A 16,620-nucleotide genomic window follows, 5' to 3' on the forward strand; every position below is an offset into this window, starting at 1 on the left:
GCGCAAACCACCGGCAGCTCAAGAGCGAGACCCGCAATGAACAACGAACAGATCCGCGACATCGTTCTATGGCTGTCCGAAGAGGGACTGAAGGGCCTGGAAGAGCCTGAAATGCTTGCAGGCTTCTGTGAGAAATGTCGCGCTGCAGGCATCGACCTTGCGCGCGCGCAGGGCCTGATCGATACGCTGCACCCAGAATTCGAGGGCCGCGCGTTCCAATGGAACAGCGAAAGCGATGTGACGCCGGAGGTCGTGCAATACTCCGCGACCACGGGAGGAGAAGCGCAGGCGAACTGGCATCGCTCGATCTTCTACCACATGCTGACGGCACGCGAACCGGAGCGGCGCGTGCGGCTCGCCCACGAGCCTTCGGTCCCCTACCAGGTACTCGACCGCCTGAAGGAAGAGGGACATACCGATTGCCTCAACATGATCCACCATTTCACCGACCGGGGTCGCGTCGGCGAAATGGACTGTTTCTATTCCTATTGGACCACGCGCCGGCAAACCGGTTTTACCGACGAGGAGATCGCGGCCCTTCGCATTCTGCTGCCGACCCTGGCGCTTGCCGTGAAGACCACGTCCTGCGTCCGCATTATCGGCACGCTTGCCGACGTCTATCTCGGCGCCGACGCGGGCAGGCGCGTGGTCGAAGGCAGCATCGTGCGCGGCGAGGCCGAACGCATCGAAACCGTCATGTGGTTTTCCGACCTTCGCAACTACACCCGGATTTCCGACACGGCCGCGCCGGAGGACATCATCCCGTTCCTCAACGACTATTCGGGCATGGTCATTTCGGCCATCCACGATCACGGCGGCAGTGTCCTGAAATTGATCGGCGATGGCGTGCTTGCCATCTTCAGTGCGGAAGAGCCGACCACCGCCTGCACCAATGCCATCGCCGCCGAGCGGCAATTGCGGCGCATGCTGGTGGCGTTGAACGCCCGCCGGGAAGAGGAGGGAAAGCCGACAACCGATGTCTATCTCGGCCTGCACATCGGCGAGGTATTCTACGGCAATATCGGCAGCCAAAACCGACTCGATTTCACCGTCGTCGGCCCCGCCGTCAACGAAGTCAGCCGCATCGCCTCGATGTGCCGCTCGATCGAGCGGCAGGTGATCATGTCGGCGGATTTCGTCGAGGCCTGCCCGCAGCAGCTGCAGGCGGACGCTGTCTCGCTCGGGCGTTTCGCGCTGCGCGGGATTGCCCGCGCCAAGGAACTGTTCACCTGGGATCCGGAACTGTTGACGGACTGATGCCCCGGATCAAACGCCGCCCTTGGCAAAAACACCGGCCAGCCAGTCGAGGAAGACGCGCACGCGCGGCGAAAGCTGGCGGTTGCGCGGATAGAGCAGGAAAACCGGTGTCGGCGTCGGGCGGCAGCTTTCAAGCACCTCGACCAACCTGCCCTCATGCAGGTCACGCTCGACATGGTATCGCGGCACCTGAATGAGCCCGAGCCCCAGCCGAGCGGCGGCAACGAAGCTTTCGGCGGCATTGACTGCGACCGTCACCGGCAGCGCGACGTGTTCGACCTTGTCCCCAACCTTGAACTCGAGCGGTATCGGAGCGCCTGAAGTCGACGAACGGAAACCGACCATGTGGTGCCCTTCCAGGGCATCGAACCTTTCGGGCTTGCCGTGGAGAGCAATATAGCCGGGTGCCGCGCAGGTAATCTCGTCCAGCATCGTCATGCGTCGCCCGATCATGTCGCTGTCCTGCGGCTCGCCGACCCGCAGCACGCAGTCGATGCCCTCCCGCACAAGATCGACCAGCCGGTCGCCCTCGCTCATGTAAAGCTCGATCTCCGGGTAGGCCGCAAGAAAGGCGGGCAAGCTCGGCAACACGAAGTGTCGCGCGAGCGTGCCGTGCACGTCGATGCGCAGCAGGCCCTTGGGTTTGGCACCGGCAAAGGCCCCTTCCGCATCCTCGATATCAGCGAGAATGGAGAGACAGCGCTGATGGTAGGCAGCGCCATCCAATGTCGGGCTGACATGTCGTGTCGTTCGCTGCAGCAGGCGAACGCCCAGTCGCGCTTCCAGTTGCTTGACCGCATCCGTCACCGTCGAGCGAGGCAGGCCGAGATCATCAGCGGCCTGCGTGAAACTGCGCCTCTCGACGACACGTGAAAACACGCGCATGGCGTCGAACCTGTCCATTTGTTCGGCATCTCCGGATTATGTTGCCAGATTATGCATGATTATCCGGGGCGAGGAAGACGTCATCTTCTCCTCATCAACGAAGCAAATCCGCTTCGCGACCAAGGAGAAGCATGATGCAGGACCAAACAGACAGGGTTGCCATCGTGACCGGCGCCTCGCGCGGTATCGGCGCGGCGATTGCCGAACGCCTGGCCGCTGACGGCTTCACGGTCGTCATCAACTATGCCGGCGACGCAGCTTCCGCCGAAAACCTGGCCTGCAGGATCGAAGCAAACGGCGGCCGCGCCTTGACCGCCAAGGCCGATGTCGCCGATCCCGAAGCGGTCAAGCGCATGTTCGACGCAACCGAGGCCGCCTTCGGCGGCATCGACGTACTCATCAACAATGCAGGGATCCTGAAGACTGCGGCGCTTGCCGAAACCAGCGATGACGAGTTCGATCGCCACTTCGCCATCAACACCAAGGGCACCTTCAACACGCTTCGCGAAGCGGCAAGGCGCATGCGCAGCGGCGGCCGGATCGTCAACTTCTCCTCGACGACGCTTGCCCTCAACCTGCCGGGCTATGCCGTCTACAACGCCACCAAGGCGGCCGTCGAAGCACTGACGCACGTCTTTGCCAAGGAGCTTCGTGGACGCGATATCACCGTCAACGCCGTGGCGCCGGGCCCTGTTGCGACGGACCTGTTCCTGTCGGGCAAAAGTGAGGATCTTGTCGCACAATTTGCCAAGATGCCGCCGCTGGAGCGGCTTGGCCAGCCGGGGGATATCGCCAGTGTCGTGGCGTTCCTGGTGGGGCCTGCCGCCGGCTGGGTCAACGGCCAGATCCTGCGCGCCAATGGCGGCCTTGCCTGATACGTTCGACCCACCGACCAATGATGTGGGGTGCGGACTGTCGCTTTACTGGCTGACCGCGCCGGTGGAAGCCCGCGACTGGTGGCGCTGCCAGAGTTCGGCCTGCACCTCAGCCTGAAATGCCATGACCTGCTCACGCATGTCTTCTTCGGAGCAACCGAGCGCAAGCAATTCGTCGGCAAGCTTCCGGCATTCGCGCCGCCAATATTTTACGGCGTCGTCACCATGGAGATCTTCGAGGTCGGCAGCGCAGATGCGAATGGTGCTCAGTCTTCTCGCCATCGGAAACGGAACGACCTCGCGTCCGCCAAACACCGCTGCTTCATCTGATCTATCGCCTGCCATTGCTTCAATTTCTCCCCTGGTGATTCCCTCTTCTACGAAGCTTATGGTTAACGTTTTCTTCCTCTCGCCCCGCGTTCCGTCTCATCGGGGGATCACACGCTCGGGTTGGTGTCATTTGTGACGGCGTCTCTTCGCTTTTCCGTCGCATATCTGTTGGCTTCCGGCTAAAAACATGACATTTGAGCTCAGATTTTAAGGCCGTTCCCGAGCGGCTGCCCATGTGAGTGCGGTTGTCATGTTGAAGCGCTTCTTCGCGTTCTACCGGCCCTATCGCGGCCTCTTCATTCTCGATTTCACCTGCGCGGTGCTGTCCGGCCTCTTGGAGCTCGGTTTCCCGGTCGCGGTCAAGCTGTTCGTCGACCAGCTGCTGCCCAGCCAGGAATGGACGCTGATCCTGCTGGCCTCCGTCGGCCTTCTCGTCGTCTATCTCGTCAATACCGGCCTGATGGCGACGGTCACCTATTGGGGACACATGCTCGGCATCAACATCGAGACCGACATGCGCCGCCTGGCGTTCGACCATTTGCAGAAGCTCTCCTTCAGCTTCTTCGACAATCAGAAGACCGGCCATCTCGTCGGCCGGCTGACGAAGGACCTTGAAGAGATCGGCGAAGTTGCCCACCACGGTCCCGAGGACCTGTTCATCGCGATCATGACCTTCATCGGCGCGCTGCTGTTGATGATGACGGTGCACTGGCAACTGGCGTTGATCACGGCGGCCGTCGTGCCGATCACCGCCTGGGTCACCAGCCGCTATGGCGGCCGCATGGCCAACAATTTCCGCAACCTCTACGGCCGTGTCGGCGACTTCAACGCCCGCATCGAGGAAAATGTCGGCGGCATCCGCGTGGTCCAGGCCTTTGCCAACGAAGAACACGAACGCAGCCTGTTCGAGACCGACAACCAGAATTACCGCCAGACGAAGCTCGAGGCCTATCGCATCATGGCCGCCAGCACGTCGCTCAGCTACATGAGCATGCGGCTGACGCAATTGATCGTCATGATCACCGGCAGCTATTTCGTGCTGACGGGACAATTGACCAATGGCGGCTTCATCGGCTTCCTGCTTCTCGTCGGCGTGTTCTTCCGTCCGGTCGAGAAGATCAACTCCGTCATCGAGACCTATCCGAAGGGCATCGCCGGCTTCCGGCGCTTCATCGAACTGATGGAAACCGAGCCCGATATCGAGGATCGCCCTGACGCGGTCGACGTCAAGGGCCTGCGCGGCGACATCACCTATCGCAACGTCTCCTTCGGCTACAGCGCCGACAAGCCGACCATTGCCAACATCGACCTGACGATCAAGGCCGGCGAGACCGTGGCCTTCGTCGGCCCGTCGGGCGCCGGCAAGACGACGATCTGCTCGCTGCTGCCACGCTTTTACGAAGTCGCCGAAGGCAGCATCACCGTCGACGGGATCGACATCCGCGACATCAAGCTCGCCTCGCTTCGCGGACAGATCGGCATCGTGCAGCAGGACGTCTTCCTGTTCGCCGGCACGATCCGCGACAACATTGCCTATGGACGCCTCGGCGCAAACGAAGCGGATATCCTCGATGCCGCCCGCCGGGCAAAGCTCGACGCCATGATCGCCGCACTGCCCGACGGCATGGACACGGTTATCGGAGAGCGCGGCGTCAAGCTTTCCGGCGGTCAGAAGCAGCGTTTGGCGATCGCGCGGATGTTCCTGAAGAACCCCTCGATCCTGATCCTCGACGAAGCCACTTCGGCGCTCGACACGGAAACCGAAACGGCGATCCAGCAATCGCTGGCCGAGCTTTCCAAGGGTCGCACCACCCTGGTCATCGCTCATCGCCTGGCGACGATCCGCGATGCCGACCGCATTATCGTCGTCGATACGAACGGCATCAGCGAGCAGGGCCCGCACGACACTCTGCTCGCCGCCAAGGGCACCTATAGCCGGCTGTATCACGCACAGGCCGGATTGCGCTGAGGAGACGTGGGAGCGCGGTTGCAACTGCGTTGACGGAGCGGTAGGTACGAAACCGATCCGCCCGTCCGGGCGGCAGATTTCCCTCCCGACCGACTGGCATTGCACACCATGACGACCCTGGATCTTCCCGCCCTCGAACGAGCCGTCCACGCCTTGCCACAGCAGTACCGGGGGCCGGGCGGCGTCGTCGGCGTGGTCAAGGATGGCCAGGTCATCATGAAGCACGTCTGGGGCTATGCCGATCTCGCCGCGCGCAAGCCGATGTCACCCGACACGCTGCTGCCGATCTGTTCCATCAGCAAACACTTCACCTGCGCGGTGCTGCTCGACACGGTGGGCGATCCCGCCAGGCTCGATGGCGCACTTGACGCCTACCTGCCGCTGATCGAAGGCAAGCGCCCCACCGTTGCGCAACTCTGCCACAACCAGTCGGGCCTGCGTGACTACTGGGCTCTGACCGTACTGCAGGGCGCCGTAGCCGATGGCGTCTTTCGTCGCGAGGACGCCCGGCCGCTGCTGTCGCGCGCCCGTTCGACCCATTTCGAGCCGGGCACGCGCTATTCCTATTCGAACGGAAACTACCGGATCCTCGCCGACCTCATCGAGGACTATACGGGCCGGTCGCTGTCCGAACTCTACGATCGCTCCGCTTTCGGTCCGGCCGGCATGACGATGGCCGCCCTCACCCCCGACACCAGCGTGTCGCCGAACGGCGTGATCGGTTACGAAGGCAACGAGGCCACGGGATATTTCGAGGCCGCAAACCGGATCTATTGGGCGGGCGATGCCGGCATTTCGGCAACGCTCGACGACATGCTGGCCTGGGAGTGCTTCATCGACCGCACGCGCGACGATGACGACGGCCTTTACCGCCGGCTTTCCGCAACACAGACCTATGCGGATGGAGGGGCCGCGACCTATGGCTTCGGCCTTGCCCACGAGACGATCGGTGACGTCGCGATCACCGGCCATGGCGGCGCCTTGCGCGGCTTTCGCTGCCGCCGGCTGCATGCGGCCAGCGAACGCCTATCGATCGTCGTGATGTTCAACCACGAGGCCGACGCCCACGCCGCAGCCACCGCCCTGATGAAGATCGCGCTCGGCCACCGCGATGCCGAGACGGAGGTCGGCGCCTGGGAAAGCCGGCAGTTCGGAACCTTCCTTGAGCCGGAGACCGGTCTTGCGCTGTCGACCCGGCCCCTCGCGACCGGGCGGCTTGAACTGCGTTTTGCGACCGCGGGCGACGTTCTGCAGATCGGAACGGATGGTACCGCCCGCTCCGGCGCGGTCTCGCTTTCGGCAAACGACACCGGCCTGCAGATGGGGCGCGGGCGCGAGAACCTCGTAACGACGGCCCAGAGGGTCGCCGGCAAGGCAAAGCCCGACATCGCCGGGCGCTACCACTCCGCCGAACTCGACGCCGATATCGAAATCGTGTCGACCAACGGCGTCTTCTTTGCCGGCTTCGAGGGCTTGCTCGGCAAGGGCGCGATGCATGCGATGCAGCCGGTTGCGGACGATATGTGGCTTGTCAGCTGCAAGCGTTCGATGGATGCGCCGGCGCCAGGGGACTGGACCGTCAGAATCCATCGCGATGGTGAGGGCGCCGTGTCCGGTCTGACGATCGGATGCTGGCTTGCCCGGCAGATCGGCTATATCAAGGTCGGCTGAACGACAGGTCCTGGGTGTGACGAGACGCGCCGACAACAGAGATGGACGGAGACGACCCGAAGTGAGGCAGAAGCGGCCGATTGCAGGACGAGGTGAAGGCACCGGCCGCATGGCCGGCGATGTCGGCAAACGCGTGACGGTTGCCCGCGCGCTTTCCAAGCTCGGCTACTGCTCGCGGACGCAGGCGGAAAAGCTGGTGCTCGAGGGGCGCGTCAGCATCGGTGGGCGCAAGACGACCGATCTTTCGCAATGGGTCGATATCGACAAGGATCGCATCACCGTCGACAGCAAGCCGGTTCTGGCGGAAGACAAGATCTACCTGATGCTCAACAAGCCGCGCGGGCTGGTGACAACCCGTCACGACCCGGAGGGCCGGCCGACTGTCTTTGATTGCCTTGGGGACAGCGACGCGCAGTTCCTCTCCCCGGTCGGGCGGCTGGACAAAGCGAGCGAGGGGCTGCTCCTCTTCACCAACGACACGGTTCTCGCCCAGCGCCTGCTCGACCCGGAAACCCATCTCGGCAAGGTCTACCACGTGCAGGTTTCAGGCGAGATCGGCGATGCCAAACTCAGGGCGATGGTCGATGGCGTCGAAGAGAGTGGCGAACACTTGCGTGCCGCGCGCGCCGAGCACTTGCGAGGCGGCGAAAAGAACAGCTGGATCGAGGTCGAGCTCAAGGAAGGTCGCAACCGTCAGATCCGCCGCATGCTCGATGTCCTCGGCTTCGAGGTCTTGCGGCTCGTGCGCGTCTCGATCGGCGAGATCGTGCTTGGGGCACTTGCCAAGGGCGCCAGCCGTCCGCTGACGTCGGACGAAGTCCAGTATTTACGGCATCGGACGGGACAAGAATAGCGGCCCGAAGTCGGACGCGATGCCGCAACACCCCGTCGGGCGGTTCGACCCATGATGGGTGGAAATCCACCCACTGAACGAGCCTGTTGTTTCAGATTCTACCCAAACTCGGACAACCGGCGGCGGAAATGCGCGAAGGCGCACAGCAAGGCCGTTGTCTACGCTCGGATTGCGTCTGCAAATGGATCAACCAGAATCGGCATGGGAGGAGCCTTGCCGGCTGGTCGATAATTCATCCGGGAGGAAAAGATGAAAACCCTGAATGCGCTTCTTGGCGCCGTTGCCGCCCTGTCGCTTTCTGCCGCTTCCGCCAATGCGCAGACCTATCCCGACCGCTCGATCACCATGGTCGTTCCGTTCTCGGCCGGCGGCCCGACGGATACCGTCGCACGGCTCGTCGCCGAATCCATGTCGAAGGATCTCGGCCAACAGATCATCGTCGAGAACGTCGGCGGTGCCGGCGGCACGCTCGGCGCCGGTCGTGTCGCCCAGGCTGATCCGGATGGCTATACCGTTCTGCTCCACCACATCGGCATGGCGACCAGCGCCACGCTCTACCGCAAGCTCGCCTACGACACGCTCAACGCCTTCGAATATGTCGGTCTCGTCACCGAAGTGCCGATGACGATCGTGGCTCGCAAGGATCTTGAGCCGACGGACCTCAAGGGCCTCGTCGAATACGCCAAGGCCAACAAGGACACAGTCACAGTTGCCAATGCCGGCATCGGCGCCGCGTCGCACCTTTGCGGCATGATGTTCATGAGCGCCATCGAAACACCGCTGACGACCGTTCCCTACAAGGGCACCGGCCCGGCGATGACCGATCTGCTCGGCGGCCAGGTCGACATCATGTGCGACCAGACCACCAACACCACCAAGCAGATCCAGGGCGGCACCATCAAGGCCTATGCCGTGACCTCGCCCGAGCGTCTCAAGGTCTTCCCGGACCTGCCGACGACGACGGAAGGCGGCCTTTCCGGCCTGCAGGTCGGCATCTGGCACGGCGTCTATACGCCGAAGGGCACGCCGGCCGACGTCAACGAGCGCCTCTCGAAGTCTCTGCAGGTGGCACTGAAAGACCCGAACGTTGTCGCCCGCTTCGGCGAGCTCGGCACGATACCGTCGAGCGATGCCGACGCAACCTCGGCAGCGCTGAAGGCGAAGCTTGAAGCTGAAATCACCCGCTGGAAGCCGGTGATCGAAGCCGCCGGCCAGTACGCCGACTAATTCGAAGTCATACCCGCCACGATCCGGCGCCTTGAGGGACAAGGATCGTGGCGGGTTTACCGCCTTATGCAGCGGAGCCACGTGATGTGGATACGCAATCGTGCCGGAAATTGGCTTCCGCGATACCCAAGAGGTGTTGCCCGACCATAGCCATCGCACCACACCGCCGGCAACTGGCAGTCCGAGCTTGCGTTTGGGCCTTTCCTGCCCACGCATAGCCAAAAAAACCAAATGGGGACACGATGAAATCAATCTCCTTCGACACCACCAATGCGCTCTGCGGCGGTATCCTGACAGCCGTCGGGATGTTCTTCGCCTGGCAGGCCTTCAACCTCGAACTCGGCACCGCATTCCGCATGGGGCCTGGTTACTTCCCGCTGGTTCTGGCCGTCATCCTGACGCTTCTCGGTATCGTGATCCTCGTTCAGTCGACCCGGGTCGAGGGCGAGCCGATCGGGCCGATCGCGGTGCGTGGGATGTTGTTCATCCTGCCGGCGCCGGTCTTTTTCGGCCTGACGGTGCGTGGCCTCGGTTTCGTCCCCTCGCTGTTCTTCACGGCTCTGATCGCCTGCTTTGCGTCCGGCCGGATGAAGCCTTTGACCGCCATCGCGCTTTCGCTGGCGCTCACGGCCTTTTCCGTCGCGGTCTTCAGTTACGGCCTCGGCTTGCCCTTCCAGCGCTTCGGCCCCTGGACCCAGTTCTAGGAGACGGATGATGGAACTCTTCAGCAATCTCGCCCTCGGCTTCACCACCGCCGCCTCGCCGGAAAATCTGCTCTTCTGCCTGATCGGCGTCCTGCTCGGCACGCTGATCGGTGTGCTTCCCGGCATCGGCGCCACGGCGACCATCGCCATGCTGCTGCCTATCACCTTTCAGCTGGAGCCGGTGTCCTCGCTGATCATGCTCGCCGGCATCTATTATGGCGCGCAGTATGGCGGCTCGACCACGGCCATCCTCATCAACATGCCGGGCGAATCCTCGTCTGCCGTGACCGCGATCGACGGCTACCAGATGGCCCGCAAGGGCCGCGCCGGTGCAGCACTCGCCATCGCCGCACTCGGCTCGTTCTTCGCCGGCACGGTCTCGACCTTCCTCGTCGCCGTCTTCGCGCCGCCGCTCACCGAGATCGCACTGAAGTTCGGCGCGGCCGAATATTTCTCGCTGATGATCGTCGGCCTCGTATCCTCGATCGCGCTGGCGCACGGATCGATCGTCAAGGCGCTGGCGATGGTGGCGCTCGGCCTCCTGCTCGGCCTCGTCGGCACCGACATCTACACCGGCACGCCGCGCTTTACGCTGGGCATCCGGGAGTATTCGGACGGCCTGAACTTCGTCGCGCTTGCGGTCGGCGTCTTCGGCATCGCCGAAATCCTGCGCAACCTCGAGAATGAGCGCACCCGCGACGTGCTGATGGCCAAGGTCACCGACCTGATGCCGACGCGCGACGACTTCAAGCGCATGGTCGGCCCGGTCCTGCGCGGCACGGCGATCGGCTCGGCGCTCGGCATTCTGCCCGGCGGCGGCGCCATCCTTGCGGCCTTCGCCTCCTATACCGTCGAAAAGCGCGTCTCCGACAAGCCTGAGGAATTCGGCCACGGCGCCATTGCCGGCGTCGCCGGTCCGGAAAGCGCCAACAATGCCGGCGCCCAGACTTCGTTCATCCCGCTGTTGACCCTCGGCATTCCGGCAAACCCCGTGATGGCGCTGATGATTGGCGCGATGATCATCCAGGGCATCGTGCCCGGCCCGAATGTCGCGTCCGAGCAACCGGCCCTCTTCTGGGGCATCATCGCCTCGATGTGGATCGGCAACCTGATGCTGGTGGTCTTGAACCTGCCGCTGATCGGGCTGTGGGTGCGGCTGTTGAAGATCCCGTACTACGTGCTCTTCCCGATCATCATGGCGTTCTGCTCGATCGGCGTCTACAGCGTCAACTCCAACGTCTACGACCTCTATGCCGTCGCCTTCTTCGGCCTCGTCGGCTACCTGCTGTTGAAGCTGCGGTGCGAACCCGCCCCGCTTCTGCTCGGCTTCGTGCTCGGTCCGCTGCTCGAAGAAAACTTGCGGCGGGCGATGATCCTGTCGCGCGGCGACCCGACCACCTTCGTCACGCGGCCCATCAGCGCCATCCTGCTGTTCATCGCCGCCATGGTGCTGGTGGTGGTGTTCCTGCCGAGCGTCAAGGCCAAGCGCGAGCAGGTCTTCGTCGAGGAAGATTGATCCAGGAGGGATGGGGGATGGGGGGATGCGGCATTCTGCCCCTGCGCAGTTTGCCACATTGAGCTTTGTCAATAACGTAGCCTATCCCTGAGCCGACAGATCGGCATAGGGATAGGCAGACAGCAATGAAGCCTCGCACGAGGATCAGAATGCAGCAGGCCATGCGCATGTTTTGCGCATTGGCCGTGCTGCTTCTCGGCTTCGCGCACCAGGCGCCCGCAGCCGCCGCGGCTTTGTCGCCCGCGGAGCGGGCGCAGTTCGTGCTCCCCGACGGGTCCCTGCCCGACCTCTGCCTGCCCGGATCCGGCGACGACGGCAGCGGCAAACAAATCTCCCACAGCCACTTCTGCGGCGCCTGTCGCATCTTCTGGGCCCTCCTGCCCGCACCGGCCAACGCCACGGACACGATCGTTCGCAAGACCGGAAAGGTCCTGCCACCGGCACATCCGGTGGCATCCGCCCGATCGCAGCGTCCACCCAATGCGAGCCCGCGCGGGCCGCCAGCGTCAGGATCTCACGCCTGAGCCCCTCGTCACGGCCGATCGTGACGGAACGCTGATGCCTGATCTGCGGCGCGTCGCATAGCGACGATCCCGACGAGATCGCAATACGGATCGCCCACCAATGCCCGATACCATAACTTTTGCGGAGACAACGCTTCCGCCCCCACCTTCCGCCGCCTTCGCGACGGCCAAACCCTCGCCCAACCGGCAGCGCCTTGTCGGCGAGCATGCGACCCTGCTCTTCCAGGGCGGGCGAAACCGCCATCTTTACCGGGTCGTCGACGGCTGTGTCGCGCTGTCGCAACTGCTCGACGACGGACGCCGGCAGATCACCGACGTGCTTGGCCCCGGTCGCCTGTTCGGCTTCACCCATGACGGCCGCAACATCGCCACCGCCGAAACACTGACCTTCGCGCGGATAGAGACGCTCGCCGGCGGTCAGGTCGAAGACGGCGACCACGGGCCCGATGTCGCTGCCGAACTGAAGGCGACGCTGCACCGGATGCAGGCCCACGCAACCCTGCTCGGCCGCAAGACCGCGACGGAAAAGGTTGCAACGGGGCTCATCGATCTTGCCGATCAATTCGCCTGGCGCGGCCGCGCCGCCAGCCGGAACCTGTTCAGCTTCAACCTCTATCTCTCGCGCGCCGATCTCGCCGATTGGCTGGGCCTGACGGTCGAGACCGTCAGCCGCTGTCTCAACCGCTTCAAGCGCGACGGCCTGATCGACTTCAACCACCCGAAGACGGTGCGCATCCTCGACGAACAGCAATTGCGGGCACTGGCTGGCCTTGCGCGCAGGGACTGATCTCTCCGCACAAGGCCAGCCAACCCAACAGATCATGGTGGGCTCAGGACCCGCCCAGAAGAAAGGCTTGAAAACAATGATTGCGAAAATGGTCTATCACGTGCCGGTGTTCGGCTGGATGCTCAAGGAAGCGGTGCGGGGCTCCGGCACAGCCAAGGTGCTGTTTCTCGTCAACTGCGTGCTGATGTGGCTACTGGCGATCGTGACCTTCGGTTACCCCGCCATCATCATTCCCGCGCTCGCTATGGTGCTGGTGGTTTTCGTTCTCCTGATCCTGATTACCACGGGCTAGCCGGCACGGGTCGCTCAGAAGTCGAGGGCGGCGTTGTCGACGACTTCCTTCATGACGAAAAACGTCCTCGTCTGGCGGACACCCGGCAGCGCGATCAACTGCGTTCCGTGGATGCGGTTGAAGTCGGCCATGTCGCCGACGCGGATTTTCAGGAAGTAGTCGAAGTCACCGGCGACGAGGTGGCAGTCGAGGATGAACTTCAGCTTTTCGACCGCCTTTTCGAAATCGCGAAAACTCTCGGGCGTCGACCGGTCGAGCACCACGCCGACCATGACCAGCGCGCCGCGATCGACCTTCTGCGGCGCCACCAGTGCGCGGACGTTTGTGATGTAGCCTTCCTCGAACAGCCTCTGCGTCCGGCGGTGGCAGGTCGCGGCGCTGACATCGACCATCTGTGCCAGTTCGGCATTGGTCAGCCGGCCATTCTTCTGCAAGAGGCGCAGCATCTTAAGATCGATACGATCGAGTTCACCCTGCATGGAAGAATCTTCCTTATTTCATGCCAAAGCCGGAAGTAACGTATTATCAAGCGCAGCCAGTTCGGAGAACTGCGAAATTTGAACGGCGCATTAGAGAGCACCTTTCACTTGAGCAGTGGTAGCGTTTCCTAGCTTTCAACACAAAAGGAAGGGAACGCCATGCTGGAAAAATTCGAACGCTACCCGCTGACCTTCGGGCCGACGCATATCGAGAAGCTCGACCGGCTCTCTGGCCATCTGGGCGGCAAGGTCGAGATCTACGCCAAGCGGGACGATTGCAATTCGGGCCTTGCCTATGGCGGCAACAAGCTGCGCAAGCTGGAATACATCATTCCCGACGCGCTTCGCTCCGGCGCCGATACGCTGGTGTCCATCGGCGGCGTGCAATCCAACCACACCCGCATGGTCGCCGCCGTTGCAGCCAAAATCGGCTTCAAGTGCCGGCTGGTGCAGGAGAGCTGGGTACCCCACGAGGACGCCGTCTACGACCGCGTCGGCAACATCATGCTCAGCCGCATCATGGGCGCAGACGTGCAGATGGTCGACGAAGGCTTCGACATCGGCATTCGCCAAAGCTGGGAGGCTGCGATCGAGGACGTCGAGGCGCGTGGCGGCAAGCCCTATGCCATCCCTGCCGGCGCCTCCGTGCACAAGTATGGCGGGCTCGGCTATGTCGGCTTTGCCGAGGAGGTGCGGGCGCAGGAAGAAGAACTCGGATTCAAGTTCGACTATATCGTCGTGTGCACGGTTACCGGCTCGACCCATGCCGGCATGCTGGTCGGCTTTGCCAGGGACGGCCGCCAGCGGCGGGTCATCGGCATCGACGCTTCCTTCACGCCGGCGCAAACGAAGGCGCAGGTGCTCGACATCGCGCGCAAAACCGCCGACCTCGTCGAACTCGGCACCGATCTGACAGAAGAGGACGTGGTGCTGATCGAGGATTATGCCTATCCCGTCTATGGCGTCCCCTCCGACGAGACCAAGGCGGCCATCCGCCTTTGCGCCCGCCTCGAAGGCATGATCACCGACCCCGTCTACGAAGGCAAGTCGATGCAGGGCATGATCGATCTGGTGCGAAAGGGTTACTTCCCCGAGGGATCAAAGGTACTCTACGCCCATCTCGGCGGCGCCCCGGCACTCAACGGCTATGGCTACACCTTCCGCAATGGCTGACGTTTCCGGCCATTGAACCTGTCGACGAGCCACGGCCGGATGACCGGCCGTGGCAACCCCTGCTCTCGGAGCAGCGCACAGTGGCCGCCGTTTTCGCCGGCCTCAGGCGAGCGCGAGATCAACTGCCGCAAGCGCGTGAAGCTCGGTGGTATCGAAGACCGGAACCGGGCTGTCGCCTTGAGAGATCAGCAGCATGATCTCTGTGCAGCCCATGATGATCGCCTGGGCGCCGCGGTCCACAAGCCGCTGAATGACCTGCCTGTAGGCGTCCCGCGACGCATCCTCGACACGGCCAACCACCAACTCCTTGTAGATGATGTCGTGCACGGTCTTCCGATCCGCCTCGTCGGGGACGATTACATCCAGCCCATGCCGTTCGATCAGCCGCCCCTTGTAGAAATCCTGCTCCATCGTGAAGGCCGTGCCCAAGAGGCCAACGCGGCTGAGGCCGAGCGCCTTGATCTTCTCCGCCGTCGGATCGGCAATATGCAAGAGCGGAATGCCGACTGCAGCCGACACCGCATCGGCCATCCGGTGCATGGTGTTGGTACAGATCACCAGAAAATCCGCACCGCCGGCCTCGAGGCGCCGGGCCGCGGCGGTCATTTCCCCTGTCAGGGCCGACCAGTCGCCAATATGCTGCAACCGCTCGATCTCGCCGAAATCCATCGACCACATCAGGCTCTTGGCCGAGTGCACGCCGCCAAGGCGCGCGCGCACTTCCTGGTTCACGATCCGGTAGTATTGGGCAGAGCTTTCCCAGCTCATGCCGCCGATCAGTCCCATGACCTTCAACGCGTTTATCCCTCCTGATTGCGAGCAGACGTCAAGCTCGGCGTGCCCGAATTTCTGCCACATCCCGCGACGCACAAGCAACATACTAACGGATCTCGTGCCAGACCTCCGCCCCGCAACGGGGACACGGCGGCACGGCCTCTCCCGCCGAAAACGCGAGGACCTCGGCGCACTGCACACAGGCAAGACGGCGTTTCTCACCGACCGTGGCGCCCGATCGAAACTCCATCGGCTTGCTGACGTCCCAGGGCGGCTCGATCACCAGCCCCGGCCTCGCCGGCGGATCGTCGAACGTGAAGACCGACAGCAACCCGTTGGTTTCGAAATAGGCGGCCCGCACCTGTCCCAGATGCCGCACCTGCTTGAGACGGAGCTGTTCGAACAGCTCATCGTGACCGACGTTCAGCTGCTTCAGCGCCTTCCACAGGATGCCGCCATCACGCACCACCTCGACGCTGATACCCTCGATCACGTCCTCAAGCTTGCGATTGCGAGCGACGATGTAACTCAACGATTTGTCGAGCAGCACGACCACGGTGATGACGGCCATGCAGTGGATCAGCGGGACGTCGGGATAGAACATCGCATCGCCGACGGCCGAACCGAGCGCGATCACCAGCAAGAATTCCACCAAGGACAGCTGGCCGATCGACCGGCTGCCGATCCAACGGATCAGGAACAGCGTGTAGGCGTAGATGATCACCGTCCTCAGCGCGATTTCGAGCAGGAAAAGCGGCGGTTCGTCTCCGATCAGCATCCGGCCGAGATCGAAAGCCACGACGGGCTCGTTCATGATGAGCACTCCTCCAGAAAGCGCCGCCGGGTTCGGGCGGCGGCTCGCTGCTTATCTGTGGCGATCGAGCGGAAAGACGAGAGGAGGGCCGCACGCCGACCAAAACGATCCGCCGTGCATGCCAACTTTTTGCAGCGTTGAATGAACCAAAGCCGATGCGAGGCGTTTGTCTACCAGTGCAACCACAACGTCAGGAGATCCACAGATGGATTGGAATCGTGTTGAAGGCAACTGGAAGCAGTTCAAGGGCAAGGTCAAGGAACAGTGGGGCAAACTCACCGATGACGACCTCGACCAGATTGCCGGCAAGCGGGATCAGCTGGAAGGCAAGATCCAGGAACGCTACGGCATCGAAAAGGACCGCGCTCGCCGCGACATCGACGATTGGTACGGCCGCCAGCACTAACGGTCAAATGGCTCGAAAACCCCGCTCCGGCGGGGTTTTTTTGGCGTGGTGGAACTTTATGCACCGCGGGGCGTTGTTGCCAGG

At 62.9% G+C, this 16,620-nt stretch carries 18 protein-coding genes; 13 read left to right on the forward strand and 5 right to left on the reverse strand.

What is annotated here, in order from left to right; all coding sequences use genetic code 11:
- The first annotated feature begins 36 nt into the window (after positions 1–36).
- The gene (locus LPJGGPFB_RS16890) at positions 37–1,257 is read left to right on the forward strand and encodes an adenylate/guanylate cyclase domain-containing protein (protein WP_173421130.1); all 1,221 of its coding nucleotides are present in this window, start codon (positions 37–39) and stop codon (positions 1,255–1,257) included.
- A gap of 9 nt (positions 1,258–1,266) precedes the next feature.
- On the opposite strand, the gene LPJGGPFB_RS16895 is transcribed toward LPJGGPFB_RS16890, so the two are convergent.
- Complete coding sequence (locus tag LPJGGPFB_RS16895) at positions 1,267–2,160, reverse strand: LysR family transcriptional regulator (RefSeq protein ID WP_173421131.1); 894 nt, start codon at positions 2,158–2,160, stop codon at positions 1,267–1,269.
- Between the two features lie 116 nt (positions 2,161–2,276).
- Between LPJGGPFB_RS16895 and LPJGGPFB_RS16900 the strand changes: the two genes are divergently transcribed.
- Positions 2,277–3,017 (forward strand): SDR family oxidoreductase, encoded by a 741-nt coding sequence (locus LPJGGPFB_RS16900; protein WP_412728431.1) that lies wholly within the window; start codon positions 2,277–2,279, stop codon positions 3,015–3,017.
- Between the two features lie 45 nt (positions 3,018–3,062).
- Here LPJGGPFB_RS16900 and LPJGGPFB_RS16905 read toward each other — a convergent pair whose 3' ends face one another.
- Positions 3,063–3,362 (reverse strand): DUF6074 family protein, encoded by a 300-nt coding sequence (locus LPJGGPFB_RS16905; RefSeq protein ID WP_173421133.1) that lies wholly within the window; start codon positions 3,360–3,362, stop codon positions 3,063–3,065.
- Positions 3,363–3,597: 235 nt separating this feature from the next.
- Here LPJGGPFB_RS16905 and LPJGGPFB_RS16910 point away from each other — a divergent pair, with 235 nt between their 5' ends.
- The 9 genes from LPJGGPFB_RS16910 to LPJGGPFB_RS16950 all read left to right on the forward strand — a co-directional run bounded on the left by LPJGGPFB_RS16910 (position 3,598) and on the right by LPJGGPFB_RS16950 (position 12,890).
- Entirely contained in the window at positions 3,598–5,316 is a 1,719-nt protein-coding gene (locus LPJGGPFB_RS16910; RefSeq protein WP_173421134.1) for an ABC transporter ATP-binding protein, read from the forward strand.
- A 108-nt stretch (positions 5,317–5,424) separates the two neighbouring features.
- Entirely contained in the window at positions 5,425–6,987 is a 1,563-nt protein-coding gene (locus LPJGGPFB_RS16915; protein WP_173421135.1) for a D-aminopeptidase, read from the forward strand.
- A 61-nt stretch (positions 6,988–7,048) separates the two neighbouring features.
- Entirely contained in the window at positions 7,049–7,840 is a 792-nt protein-coding gene (locus tag LPJGGPFB_RS16920; protein ID WP_427858274.1) for a pseudouridine synthase, read from the forward strand.
- A 249-nt stretch (positions 7,841–8,089) separates the two neighbouring features.
- Entirely contained in the window at positions 8,090–9,067 is a 978-nt protein-coding gene (locus tag LPJGGPFB_RS16925) for a tripartite tricarboxylate transporter substrate-binding protein (RefSeq protein WP_173421136.1), read from the forward strand.
- Between the two features lie 242 nt (positions 9,068–9,309).
- A complete protein-coding gene (locus LPJGGPFB_RS16930; protein ID WP_173421137.1) occupies positions 9,310–9,771 on the forward strand; it encodes a tripartite tricarboxylate transporter TctB family protein in 462 nt (153 codons plus the stop codon).
- Positions 9,772–9,781: 10 nt separating this feature from the next.
- A complete protein-coding gene (locus LPJGGPFB_RS16935; protein WP_173421138.1) occupies positions 9,782–11,287 on the forward strand; it encodes a tripartite tricarboxylate transporter permease in 1,506 nt (501 codons plus the stop codon).
- A 149-nt stretch (positions 11,288–11,436) separates the two neighbouring features.
- On the forward strand, positions 11,437–11,811 hold the full coding sequence (locus tag LPJGGPFB_RS16940; protein WP_173421139.1) for a hypothetical protein: 375 nt from the start codon (positions 11,437–11,439) through the stop codon (positions 11,809–11,811).
- Positions 11,812–11,911: 100 nt separating this feature from the next.
- Positions 11,912–12,598: a Crp/Fnr family transcriptional regulator gene (locus LPJGGPFB_RS16945; protein WP_173421140.1), complete on the forward strand. Its 687-nt coding sequence runs from the start codon at positions 11,912–11,914 to the stop codon at positions 12,596–12,598.
- A gap of 76 nt (positions 12,599–12,674) precedes the next feature.
- Positions 12,675–12,890 (forward strand): hypothetical protein, encoded by a 216-nt coding sequence (locus LPJGGPFB_RS16950; RefSeq protein ID WP_173422200.1) that lies wholly within the window; start codon positions 12,675–12,677, stop codon positions 12,888–12,890.
- 14 nt (positions 12,891–12,904) lie between these two features.
- On the opposite strand, the gene LPJGGPFB_RS16955 is transcribed toward LPJGGPFB_RS16950, so the two are convergent.
- A complete protein-coding gene (locus LPJGGPFB_RS16955; protein ID WP_173421141.1) occupies positions 12,905–13,369 on the reverse strand; it encodes an Lrp/AsnC family transcriptional regulator in 465 nt (154 codons plus the stop codon).
- 159 nt (positions 13,370–13,528) lie between these two features.
- Between LPJGGPFB_RS16955 and LPJGGPFB_RS16960 the strand changes: the two genes are divergently transcribed.
- On the forward strand, positions 13,529–14,542 hold the full coding sequence (locus tag LPJGGPFB_RS16960) for a 1-aminocyclopropane-1-carboxylate deaminase (RefSeq protein WP_173421142.1): 1,014 nt from the start codon (positions 13,529–13,531) through the stop codon (positions 14,540–14,542).
- A 102-nt stretch (positions 14,543–14,644) separates the two neighbouring features.
- On the opposite strand, the gene LPJGGPFB_RS16965 is transcribed toward LPJGGPFB_RS16960, so the two are convergent.
- Both LPJGGPFB_RS16965 and LPJGGPFB_RS16970 read right to left on the reverse strand, forming a co-directional pair.
- Positions 14,645–15,337 (reverse strand): aspartate/glutamate racemase family protein, encoded by a 693-nt coding sequence (locus LPJGGPFB_RS16965; protein ID WP_210264512.1) that lies wholly within the window; start codon positions 15,335–15,337, stop codon positions 14,645–14,647.
- Positions 15,338–15,422: 85 nt separating this feature from the next.
- A complete protein-coding gene (locus LPJGGPFB_RS16970) occupies positions 15,423–16,130 on the reverse strand; it encodes a YetF domain-containing protein (protein ID WP_173421143.1) in 708 nt (235 codons plus the stop codon).
- A 205-nt stretch (positions 16,131–16,335) separates the two neighbouring features.
- Between LPJGGPFB_RS16970 and LPJGGPFB_RS16975 the strand changes: the two genes are divergently transcribed.
- Positions 16,336–16,536, forward strand: a complete 201-nt coding sequence (locus LPJGGPFB_RS16975; RefSeq protein ID WP_077498137.1) for a CsbD family protein — start codon at positions 16,336–16,338, stop codon at positions 16,534–16,536.
- The last annotated feature ends 84 nt before the right edge of the window (positions 16,537–16,620 follow it).

Origin of the sequence: Ensifer adhaerens, assembly GCF_013283195.1 — a bacterium.
Lineage (GTDB): Bacteria > Pseudomonadota > Alphaproteobacteria > Rhizobiales > Rhizobiaceae > Ensifer > Ensifer adhaerens_G.